Annotated in this window: 10 protein-coding genes and 1 pseudogene; 5 read left to right on the forward strand and 6 right to left on the reverse strand. The window is 68.8% G+C overall.

Annotated elements, in window-relative coordinates; translation table 11 throughout:
* Positions 1-34: 34 nt before the first annotated feature.
* Positions 35-496 carry a hypothetical protein gene (locus B8W69_RS24980; RefSeq protein WP_085292394.1) on the reverse strand — a complete coding sequence of 154 codons (462 nt, stop codon included), beginning with the start codon at positions 494-496 and terminating at the stop codon, positions 35-37.
* A gap of 92 nt (positions 497-588) precedes the next feature.
* Positions 589-1,500, reverse strand: a complete 912-nt coding sequence (gene mshB, locus B8W69_RS24985) for an N-acetyl-1-D-myo-inositol-2-amino-2-deoxy-alpha-D-glucopyranoside deacetylase (RefSeq protein ID WP_085292395.1) — start codon at positions 1,498-1,500, stop codon at positions 589-591.
* A gap of 96 nt (positions 1,501-1,596) precedes the next feature.
* Between mshB and B8W69_RS24990 the strand changes: the two genes are divergently transcribed.
* On the forward strand, positions 1,597-2,208 hold the full coding sequence (locus tag B8W69_RS24990) for a TetR/AcrR family transcriptional regulator (RefSeq protein WP_085292396.1): 612 nt from the start codon (positions 1,597-1,599) through the stop codon (positions 2,206-2,208).
* Between the two features lie 9 nt (positions 2,209-2,217).
* Here the strand turns inward: B8W69_RS24990 and B8W69_RS24995 are convergent, their stop codons facing one another.
* From B8W69_RS24995 to B8W69_RS25005, 3 genes are all read right to left on the reverse strand, one after another.
* Positions 2,218-4,113, reverse strand: coding sequence for an ABC transporter family substrate-binding protein (locus tag B8W69_RS24995; RefSeq protein WP_165762687.1), 1,896 nt, complete (start codon positions 4,111-4,113; stop codon positions 2,218-2,220).
* A gap of 45 nt (positions 4,114-4,158) precedes the next feature.
* Positions 4,159-6,048, reverse strand: coding sequence for a translational GTPase TypA (gene typA / locus B8W69_RS25000; protein ID WP_085292398.1), 1,890 nt, complete (start codon positions 6,046-6,048; stop codon positions 4,159-4,161).
* Positions 6,049-6,188: 140 nt separating this feature from the next.
* The gene (locus B8W69_RS25005) at positions 6,189-6,581 is read right to left on the reverse strand and encodes a (deoxy)nucleoside triphosphate pyrophosphohydrolase (RefSeq protein WP_085292408.1); all 393 of its coding nucleotides are present in this window, start codon (positions 6,579-6,581) and stop codon (positions 6,189-6,191) included.
* A gap of 213 nt (positions 6,582-6,794) precedes the next feature.
* Here B8W69_RS25005 and B8W69_RS25010 point away from each other — a divergent pair, with 213 nt between their 5' ends.
* Both B8W69_RS25010 and B8W69_RS25015 read left to right on the forward strand, forming a co-directional pair.
* The gene (locus B8W69_RS25010; RefSeq protein ID WP_085292399.1) at positions 6,795-7,568 is read left to right on the forward strand and encodes a cell division protein DivIVA; all 774 of its coding nucleotides are present in this window, start codon (positions 6,795-6,797) and stop codon (positions 7,566-7,568) included.
* A gap of 72 nt (positions 7,569-7,640) precedes the next feature.
* Entirely contained in the window at positions 7,641-7,925 is a 285-nt protein-coding gene (locus B8W69_RS25015) for a 4a-hydroxytetrahydrobiopterin dehydratase (RefSeq protein ID WP_064881801.1), read from the forward strand.
* On the opposite strand, the gene B8W69_RS25020 is transcribed toward B8W69_RS25015, so the two are convergent.
* On the reverse strand, positions 7,922-9,211 hold the full coding sequence (locus tag B8W69_RS25020; protein WP_085292400.1) for a mannosyltransferase: 1,290 nt from the start codon (positions 9,209-9,211) through the stop codon (positions 7,922-7,924). The genes B8W69_RS25015 and B8W69_RS25020 overlap by 4 nt on opposite strands.
* 151 nt (positions 9,212-9,362) lie before the next feature.
* On the opposite strand from B8W69_RS25020, the gene B8W69_RS25025 reads away from it, so the two are divergent.
* Positions 9,363-10,121 (forward strand): hypothetical protein, encoded by a 759-nt coding sequence (locus B8W69_RS25025; protein ID WP_085292401.1) that lies wholly within the window; start codon positions 9,363-9,365, stop codon positions 10,119-10,121.
* A gap of 50 nt (positions 10,122-10,171) precedes the next feature.
* A pseudogene (locus B8W69_RS25030) lies at positions 10,172-10,501 on the forward strand (Rv1157c family protein); the annotation flags it as partial.
* Between the last annotated feature and the right edge of the window lie 27 nt (positions 10,502-10,528).

Genomic DNA, 10,528 nt, shown 5'->3' on the forward strand with positions numbered 1-10,528 from the left:
CGCGCGGGCGAGCGGGCGACATCCCGGCCGAACGTCAGGCTCGCCGGCCGTGCTGCCACACCACCCACACGGGCGGTACGACCCCCAGGACAAGCAGCAATAAGGCCCCATAGGCCATCACGCCGCGACCCCCGAGGATGACGTCGTCGGCCGGGCCGCCCATGCTGATCACCGCCACCGTCAGCAGCCAGGTCCACAACGGCAGGGCCGCGAGCCGCGGCGAGCGCGTCCAGCGACCGGCGGCCCACACCAGCGCCGCGTTGACCAGTCCAGAAATCAGGCCACTGATGGGAAACGGGACCGTCCCGATGTAGAGAGGCAGCAGCAGAGCTCCGGCAAGTGCGGAGAGCACCCCGTCGACCGCCAAGAGCGCCAACACAACGAAACGGATCGCGGGGTCGGTTGCGCCGCTGTCGTCCACGGACGCGACGCGTGGCTTGGTTTCGGTCAGGTCGGGACGCTGTCGATGTTGGACATGATGGAGCCGATAACCCACTGCAGGCTGTCCAGCCGGTCCTGCCAGTGCTGCTGATTAGGGTCCAGGTCGGGGTCCATGCGAATTCCTTCCTTGGCTGCCTGAATGGCAGCCTACCGCGTCGCGGCAGCGGCGAAACCAAGCCCTGCGAGCAGGTCCGTTTCCCAGCCGCGCCCGTCGCGCTCCCCCGCGGCGCCGGCCGCCAGCACGTAGTGCTCGTCCCCCGAGATCGGTATCGCCGCGTTGTTGGACAGCGCGCAGGCCCGACCGGTCGGTCCTACCACCACCTGGGTGGCGTGCGCGGCGAGCGCCGCCCGCTTGGCGTCCTGGGCCGCCGGGGCGGTCTCGACGACGGCGTCGATGTCGGCGTCGGCGTAGCCGAAGGTGAACTCTTCCTTGGGCGGGATCGACCACTCGGGCCGCAGATCCTCGGGTGTGAGGGCCTCCATGGCGGCCTCGAATGTGCGCGTCGCGAAGACCGACCAGTACAACTTCGGTACGGCCCAGGGCTCGCCGGGGAAGCCGGCGCCGGCTCCCGGTCCGGCCGCCGCCACGGCGGCCACCGTCACCCGGTGCGCGTGCACGTGGTCGGGATGGCCGTAGCCCCCGCCCGGGTCATAGGTCACGACGACGTGCGGGCGCTGCTCGCGAATAACGGCCACCAGCGCGCCGACGGTCTCGCGCTCGTCCGCGTCGACGAATCGTCGCCGGCGCCGCCGGGGAGTGCCGCGCATGCCCGAATCGCGCCAGCGCCCGGCGCCCCCGAGATAGTGGGGTTCGCCGATGCCCAGCGCCCGCAGCGCGGCGGTCAGTTCGCCGATCCGGTAGCCGCCGAGCTGGTCCGCGCGATCGACAGCGAGTTCGGCCCAGCGGTCGCCGATCACCTCGCCCTCCTCGCCCAGCGTGCAGGTGACCACGCGTACGTCCGCCCCGCGGGCGGCGTAGTGGGCGATGGTGGCGCCGGTGCCGAGGCTTTCGTCGTCGGGATGCGCGTGGATGAACAGCAGCCGCGGCGTCTCAGGCATGGACGGCACCCTACCGTCAGCGACGCCGATATCGGCAGCCCGGCGGCTACCCACTGGTAAGCGGCAGATAGGAACGCGCACGGCTACTATCAAGAAGTGCCTCAGCTAACGGACGCAGATCACACCGGCAGCCGAAGCCGTCGGCGAGGTGAGGTCCTCGAACGCGCCCTCTACGAGGCGACCCTGGCCGAGCTGACCGAAGTCGGTTACGGCGGCCTGACCATGGAGGGAATCGCGGCGCGGGCCCACACCGGCAAAGCCGCGCTCTACCGGCGCTGGGACACCAAGTGCGAGCTGGTGCACGCCGCTTTGGTTTTCGCGCTGCCGCCGCTGCCCGAGCTGCGTCCCGGCCGTTCGGCCAGAGAGAACCTGCTGGCGATGTTCACCACACAGCGTGACCTGCTGGCCGGAAAGACCGGCTTCCCCGGCCTGGACGTCGTCCATCAGCTGTTGCACGAACCCGAGATGCGGGCCATCTTCGCCGATGCGGTGGTGCGGCCGCGGCTGCAGATCGTGGAATCGATCCTGCAGACCGCCATCGAGGACGGCGATCTCGACCCGCAAATCGTTACGCCACTCACCGCCCGCATCGGGTCGGCCCTGATCAACCAGCACTTCCTGCTGAACGGGTCGCCGCCGAACCGGCGCGAGCTGGCGTTGATCGTCGACACCGTGATCCCTCCGCGGGCGCCGCGGGCCGCCGACTGACGACGCCGGTTACGGCCCGGTCTTGATCCACTGGCCGGCGTCGCCGACGATGCCGACCGGAACCGCACCGGACAAACTGACGTTCTGCACGCTCGGGCCGGCCCCGACGATCGTGGTGTCCTGCAGGATCGGCAGCACGGTGGACATGTTCCACAACCGCGGTTCCACCGCGGTAATCACGTCGTTGATGTTCTTGGTGCCGTTGAGGGCCGCGTCGATGTTCGACTGGATGCTGCGATCGCAGATCCCGGTCAGGTTCGACGGCGCCTGCACCAGGGCGTTGGGATCGGGGGGCCGGCTGGGCGGCGGCGTCGTGGTCGGAGTCGTCGCCGTGGCGGCTGGGCCGGTGGACGGCATCGGACCGGCGGAGGTGGCGGGCGGGGGCGCCGGCCCGTTGGAAATCGGCACCTGGGTCGATTCCAGTGCGCGACAGCCGTATCGGGAGGCGAGCCGCGTCGCCAGGTTTCCGCCCGCCTGATGCCAGCCGACGATCGCGTCCACCCGGTTGTCGTTCAGCGCGTCGTGGTACAGGGTGACCGGGTCCAGCGCCAGCACGGTCGCGGCGATGCCGACGTTGCGCAACCGGTCGGCGGCGGTATTGGCCACCGCGACCGCGGTCGGGTCGTTCGCTGCCACCCCGATGACCAGTGAAAGCTGTTGGCCGTCCTTGCTGATCCGGCCGCGGATGACCTCGGGCGGCCCGGTGTTCGGCGGGGTCGGCGCGGGTGATGCCGAGGAGTTCGGGTCGACCTTGTATCCGGCGCCCTCCAGCAACGCCAGCGCGGCCGGCGTCGTCATCGCCGGTGGCGCGGTCGGCTCGTATCCCGGGTCGCTCGGCGCGCGGATCTGGGCCTGGTCCAGGGTGACGGTGTTGTCGCTGCCCGCGCCCACGGCGGCGAGCAGGTCGACGTCGAGCAGCCCCAGGATCGCCTTACGCACTTGCGTGTCAGCCAGTTTGGCCTCGGTGGCCCGCAGCGTGAGCTGCATGACCCGCGGCGTCACGATCCGGGCGGTCCGGACGTCGGGAATGGCGGACAGCTGCGCGAAGGCCGCCGAGCCGCCATGCACCTGCGCCACCTGAGTGTCGCCGTTGCGCACGGAATCGGCCAGCGCCGCCGGCGCGCCGGCGCGCCGGAAGAGAATGAGCGCGGGTTTGGCCGGCGGCCCCCAGTAACGGTCGTTGCGCGCCACCAGGATCTCGTCGCGCTGCGGGTCGATGCTCTCCACGCGGAATTGCCCGCCGGTGACCGGAAGCGCCCGGGCCAGGCCGGCCGCGAAGCCGCCGGGCACGTCCTTGACGATGTGTGCCGGAAGGATGTTGCTGAACAACTCTTTCCACGACGGATACGGTTCGGCGAAAGTGACCACCGCCTGCTTGCCCCCCTCCAGGGACTGCACGCCGGTGATGAGGTCATACCCGGCCGGGTCGACGACCCCGGGCTGGCTGACCATCTGGTGCCACAGGTACCAGAAGTCGTCGGCGGCGATCGGCGCGTTGTCGGTCCACTGCGCCTCGGGCCGGAGCTTGTAGGTCACCGTGAACGGGTTCTGGCTGGTCACCTCGGCCGACACCAGCAGGGTGGGGTCCATCTCCCAGCGGGAGCCGGTCGGCGTGTTCGGGTCGGGGACCGGCCGGAAGGCGCTGGGCAACACCAGCGCGCTGATCGCGGCGTTCACCGGGGACAGGTCGGACAACAAGTGCGGGTTGAAGCCCGCGCCGATCGAGTCGATGCCCATGATGATCTCGCTGACCCGGGGCGGCGGCGGCACCGAATTGTGCGGCGTATCGGTGCTCTGCGGCGCCGGTGGCGGGTTGACGGTGCAGGCCGACAGGACGAGTCCGACCAGCGAGACGAGGCCGGCGAGCACCATGAACAAGCGGCGGACGCGTCTCGGCACGCTGATCAGGGTATCGAGCAGCTGCCCAGCAGCCCGTCCGACCACCCGGTGTTAACCCCTGGCCTTGGCGCGCGATCGGCTGCGGGCCCGGGCGGTGGCGTCGAGCTCGACCTTGCGCACTCGCACGATCTCCGGGGTCACCTCGACGCATTCGTCTTGCGCGCAGAACTCCATGGCCTGCTCGAGATCGAGCTCGAGCGGCCTGGCCAACGTTTCGATGACATCGGCGGTCGAGGACCGCATGTTGGTCAGCTTCTTCTCGCGGGTGACGTTGATGTCGAGATCCTCAGCGCGCGGGTTGATTCCGACGACCTGGCCCTCGTAGGTGTCCTGGCCGGGCTCGACGAAGAACTGGCCGCGGTCGGCGAGCTGGATCATGGCGAACGGCGTGATGGTGCCCGCTCGGTCGGACACCAGCGAGCCGGTGTGGCGCGCCCGGATCTCCCCCGCCCACGGCCGGTAGCCGTCGAACACGGCGTTGGCGATGCCGGTGCCGCGGGTCAGGGTGAGGAAGTCGGTACGGAAGCCGATCAGGCCGCGGCTGGGCACGATGAAGTCCATCCGGACCCAGCCCGCCGCGTGGTTGGTCATCTCTTCCATCCGGCCCTTGCGGGCGGCCATCAGCTGGGTGATCGCGCCGACGAACTCGTCGGGGCAGTCGATGGTCATCGCCTCGAAGGGCTCGTGCAGCTTGCCGTCGATCGTCTGCGTGACGACCTGCGGTTTGCCGACCGTCAGCTCGAAACCCTCGCGGCGCATCTGCTCGACCAGCACCGCCAGCGCGAGCTCGCCGCGGCCCTGCACCTCCCAGGCGTCGGGCCGGTCGATGTCGACGACCTTGATGGAGACGTTGCCGACGAGTTCGGCGTCGAGCCGCGACTTCACCATGCGAGCGGTCAACTTGTGACCCTTCACCTTGCCCGCCAGCGGCGAGGTGTTGGTCCCGATGGTCACCGAGATGGCGGGCTCGTCGACGGTGATGCGCGGCAGCGCGTGCGCGTGATCCGGATCGGCCAGCGTGTCGCCGATCATGATCTCCGGGATGCCCGCGACGGCGACGATGTCGCCGGCGATGGCTTCGTCGGTGGGCGTGCGTTCCACGCCCTCGGTCACCAGCAGTTCGGTGATCTTCGCGTTCGTGATGACGGGGTGCCCGTCCACCTCGCGCATCCAGGCAACCTGCTGGCCCTTGCGGATCCGGCCCTTGTAGATGCGGATCAGCGCGAGCCGCCCGAGGAAGGCCGACGCGTCGAGGTTGGTGACCAGCGCCTGCAATGGCGCCTCGGGATCGCCCTGCGGCGGCGGAATGTGCTCGAGCAGCACGTCGAACAGCGGGTCGAGGTTGTCGCCCTGAGGGTTCTCGCCATTGGCCGGCTCCGTCGTGCTGGCGATGCCTGCCCGCCCCGAGGCGTACAGCGTCGGCAGGTCGAGGGCGTGCTCGGCGGCCTTCTGCGCTTCCTCGTCGAGGTCGGATGCGACGTCGAGCAGCAGGTCGTGGCTCTCCGACACGACCTCGGAGATCCGGGCGTCCGGCCGGTCCGTCTTATTGACGACCAGGATCACCGGAAGATGGGCGGCCAGCGCCTTGCGCAGCACGAAACGGGTCTGCGGCAGCGGGCCCTCGGAGGCGTCGACCAGCAGCAACACCCCGTCGACCATGGACAGTCCGCGCTCCACCTCACCACCGAAGTCGGCGTGGCCCGGGGTGTCGATGACGTTGATGACGGTCGTCGTTCCGTCGGCATTCTTACGATGCACGGCCGTGTTCTTGGCCAGGATCGTGATGCCCTTTTCCTTCTCCAGGTCCCCTGAGTCCATGAGGCGCTCGACCGCGTCATCACCCCGGTGGTGCAGCGCGCCCGACTGCCGCAGCATCGCGTCAACCAGGGTGGTCTTTCCGTGGTCGACGTGGGCGACGATGGCGACGTTGCGAAATAGCACGTCGGTGATTGTGGCAGCGGGGGCCCCGGATAGCGAACCGGCTGGTAATCCGGGCGCCACCCGCCGGTCCGCTACCAGCCCCGACGGCGCGGTGCCGTACCGACCAGCCGGAAGTCTGTGGACTTGTTATGAGGCACCCGTCAAAGAGCCCGGGTCAGGTCCCCTAACCAGCCACGATCGGCCGGTACCCAGTCGACATCGTGCAGCTCAGCCGCCGTGATCCAGCGCAACGCGCGGTGATCGCGGGCGTCGGGCTCGCCGCGGATCAGGCGCACGCGGTAGGCCCGCAGCGTGAACCGGCCGTCCACCGCGACGTCGACGCCCAGCCGATCGCCCACCACGACGTCGCCGACCGCCAGGCCCAGCTCCTCGGCCAGCTCGCGGGCCAGCGCGTCGCGCTCGGTTTCACCGGGCGCGACCTTGCCGCCGGGCAGCTCCCACAGGCCGGCCAGCTCCGGCGGACGGACGCGTTGTGCCACCAAGACCTTGGAGTCGCAGATCACGGCGCCCGCGACGACGATCTGGGTCGACATGGCCAGTGACGGTATACCGCCGGGGCCCTCAACCGGCACGACGCCCTGAGCCGGCGAAAATCAAATTCATCGAAAATGACATCGGACCCCCGCGATTAGGATCGAATTACCCTGTGGCACAACGGTTCTCTTCCGGTTTGAGCGCCAGCGTGGGATACTCGGCTCTAGCCGGTCACTATCTCTAATAGGCACTTCCAGGAATGGGGGTTGGCAATGACCACCGAACCCGCCAAGATGTTCTCCCGCACGTTCAGGGGCTATGACACGGCTGCGGTCGACGCCTACATCGAGGTGTTGCTCGCCAAGCAGAAGTTCCTGATCGACGAAGTCCAGAACCTCAGGGCCCAGCGAAACGAATCCGGCGATGAAGCGGTCGCGCTGCGGATCGAAGTCGCCTGCCTCAAGGATGAGGTCGCCGTCCTCTCGGACACCTCGCCGTCGCCCTACGCGATGCAACATCGGATGGCGAAGTTGCTGCGGCGTGCCCTCGATGAGATTTCCCAGATGCAGGGCGAATCGCGCGCCGAGGTAGAAGCGCTGATCGCCGAGGCTGAGGCCGAGACCGAGGCCGCCCAACGAGAGCACCGGGAGTTGCTGGCGGACATCGCCGAGCAGCGGAAAGCGCTGGAGACGGAGTGTGCGGCGACCAGGAAAGAGTTCGACGCCGAACTCGCCAGGATGCGCGCTGAAGCCCAATCGTCGATCGATGAGGCGTGGCAGGAAGCCCAGCGTGAGCGTGACCAACTGCTCGCCGACGCGAAACAGAGAGCTCGTTATTCCGATGAGCAGGCCCGGCGGGCACTGGGTGAGACGAATCAGCGACGAATCATGATCCTGGAAGAACTGATGGGCGTAGCCCGCGACCTTCAGAGGGTTCCGGCGATCCTCGAGACGGCATACCAGGAACGAAACAACCCGCCGGAGGAAAGCGTGGTGGTGCAACTGGATCAGAAAAGTCAGGCACCGGGTCCCGCTGTTGCCTCGTAAACAGCCACCACGTCGGGAAGGGCCGCGTATTCCTCTACCGCGGCATGGCCGGTGACGGTATACCGTCGGGGCATGGCTGTGTTAACGGATGAGCAAGTAGACGCCGCACTGCCCGATCTCAACGGATGGGAGCGCGCCGACGGCGCCCTGCGCCGCTCGATCAAATTTCCGAGTTTTCTCGCCGGCATCGATGCCGTACGCCGGGTGGGCGAGCACGCGGAGAGCAAGGACCATCACCCGGACATCGATATTCGTTGGCGGACAGTGACTTTCGCCCTCGTCACGCACTCCGAGGGCGGCATCACCAAAAACGACATCGACATGGCCCGCGATATCAACGGCATCGTCGACAACTAGACGGCGGCGGGGCCCTTATCCGGGGTCTCCCGGCTGCCGCTCGCGGCGATCCAGATCAACGTCGCCACCGCCGCCACGATGTAGATCAGCCCGGCCCACGCCAGGTACCAAGGCCGGCTTATCTGCCAGATGGTCGGTTGGGCGAAGCTGAGCAACCACGGCACGCCGATCACGGTGAGGGCCAGCCAGCCCCAGCCCACGATGCGCGCTCCGCGCAGCGCGCGCACCGGGCCGTGGATCGCCCAGATCATCAGCGGCACCAGCCACACCCAGTGGTGGGTCCACGAAATCGGTGAGAGCAGCAGCCCGAACAGCTCCACCACCAGGAGCCTGCCCAGCCGATCGGCGGAGTCCAGGGCGCGCCAGGCCAGCACGGCCAGCACCGCGGTGACGGCGACGGCGGCCACCAGCAGCGGGCCGAATCCCACGTCGTGGCCCAGGATCCGCGAAATGCCGCCGCGCCAGGACTGATTGAACGAGGTGGCGATGGGGCCCACCCGATGGGCATCGCCCAGCAGGTCGGTGAAGTAGTAGCGGGTCTGATCGCCGACGACCAAAACCGAAATCCCAATGGTGGCAAGGAAAACGACCGCCGATAACACCGCGGCGCCCCACCGGCGGGCGCCGACCAGGTAGACACCGGAGATCGCGGGGGTCAACTTGATCCCGGCCGCCACGCCCACCAGCAGCCCCGACAGCCACCACCGGGTGGTGTAGACCGCCCACAGCACCGCGGTCATCAGCAACACGTTGACCTGTCCGTAGTCGAATGTGCTGCGCAGCGGCTCGATCCAGATGGCGACCGCCGTCCACAACATCGCGACACGCCGGCCAGCTGCGCCGGCGGCCACGCCCATCAGGCGCTGGCTGAGCCGGACCGCGCCGTACAGCGCGGCCATGGTGGCGATCTGCCAGAGGAAGGCGACGAGGCCGAACGGCAACAGGTGCAGTGGATAGAACACGACCGCCGCGAACGGCGGGTAGGTGAACGGCAGCGGGAAGTCCGGCGTCTGGTCGGCGTAGACGTAGCGGTACAAGGTGCCGGGGTGGTCGATCGCGGCCGACCCGCCGAGGTACACGTGCAGGTCGACGAAGTTCGCGCCGTGGGGAGCCAGATACGTCCACGCGAGCCGCGCGGCGATGCTCGCGATGAGCAGCATCGGCGCGGCCGCCTGAAGCAGACTCGCCAACCGCTGGGGCTTGGGTGCCGCCGGAGCGGCCGAGGTGGTGTCTATCCGCCCGACTTTAGCGAGCGGGGTACGCGCCGCGGCGCCGTCGGTCCGCACTCAGCTTCGGACAGGGCCCTTTTCGCCCGTTCGGTCACCCTTCTCACTCGTATCAGTAACGAGTTCATAAATGCCACACGTGTCACTTGAGTCCCATCTGCATCAAAGTAACTTCAGCGCCGGACCTGTAATCGATCAATCAGGGAGAGTCATGCCAACCATCTGGACTTACATGCGTGCAGCCGCCGTCGTGGCCGGTTCGTCCGCAGCACTATTGACGGGCGGTATCGCCCACGCCGACCCCATACCGGCCCCGGCCATGCCGAACATTCCGCAGCAGCTGATCAGTTCGGCGGCCAACGCACCGCAAATCCTGCAGAACCTCGCGACCGCACTCGGCGCCACGCCGCCGGCGGCTCCGGCCACTCCGGGCATCAGCTTCCCGGGTGTTCCGGCGGCCACCGCTCCGGCGACCGCGGCGGCTCCGGCGGCGGGTCTTCCGTCGATTCCCGGACTGACCGCGCCGACAAGCCCCGCCGCGCAGGTGCCTTCTCCGGCGGCCAACCCCTTCCTTCCGGGGCTGGCGCAGTCGGCGACCCCCGCCGCGCCGTCGACGGCGACCGGCGGTATTCCTGCGATGATCCAGGGCTTGACGGGTGCGCAGCCGGCGGCTGCCGGTCCCGCCGCTCCGTCCGCTCCGTCGATCCCGGGCCTGCCCGCGATCCCGGGGCTGTCTTCTCCGGCGGCGCCGGCCACTCCGCCGGCTCCGCAGCTTCCGCAGGCGCAGGTCAACATGCCGGCGATGCCGGCCGGCCTGCCGGTCAGCGTGCCTCCGAAAGTGACGCTCCCGCAGGATCTGCCGGCGCTCGCTTCGGGTCAGGCTCCGGCCGCACCCGCGGCACCGGGGGCCCCCGCACCCGCGGCCAGCCCCGCCGGACCGGTAGCGCCGCTGCTGGCCGCCCTGCCCTGACCAATTTCCTAAACGGCTAGACCACTACCGAGAACCGGAGGACACACACCGTGGCAACCACTTGGAATCTGTCCAAAGGTTTGGCCGCTGTCGTCACGGCATCGGCTGTCGCGTTCGGGCTTTGCCCGAGCGCGACAGCCGACCCGGCGGCGCCGCAGCCGGCACCGCAACCGAATGCGGCCCAAGGACTGCCGGGTCTGCCTGCCCTGTCGCAGCTGAGCCCGCTCATCCAACAAGCGGCCACCGACCCGCAGCAAGCGACACAGCTGCTGATGGCCGCAGCGCAAGCCTTCGCTCACAACCCGAGCACGCCCAACGAGTCGAAAAACGTTGCGGCCGCAGTCAATCAGTTCGTCGCCGAGCCCGGCGCGCCGGGCTCGGCGACGAACTGATTGACTGCGGCCGCA

The organism is Mycolicibacterium vulneris, from assembly GCF_002104765.1.
Classification (GTDB): domain Bacteria; phylum Actinomycetota; class Actinomycetes; order Mycobacteriales; family Mycobacteriaceae; genus Mycobacterium; species Mycobacterium vulneris.

Bases quoted from the DNA above. Each gene is read 5' to 3' on its own strand.
- mshB (WP_085292395.1), bottom strand. From the start codon at position 1,500: ATGCCTGAGACGCCGCGGCTGCTGTTCATCCACGCGCATCCCGACGAC.
- B8W69_RS25005 (WP_085292408.1), bottom strand. From the start codon at position 6,581: ATGTCGACCCAGATCGTCGTCGCGGGCGCCGTGATCTGCGACTCCAAG.
- B8W69_RS25010 (WP_085292399.1), top strand. From the start codon at position 6,795: ATGACCACCGAACCCGCCAAGATGTTCTCCCGCACGTTCAGGGGCTAT.
- B8W69_RS25015 (WP_064881801.1), top strand. From the start codon at position 7,641: ATGGCTGTGTTAACGGATGAGCAAGTAGACGCCGCACTGCCCGATCTC.
- B8W69_RS25025 (WP_085292401.1), top strand. From the start codon at position 9,363: ATGCCAACCATCTGGACTTACATGCGTGCAGCCGCCGTCGTGGCCGGT.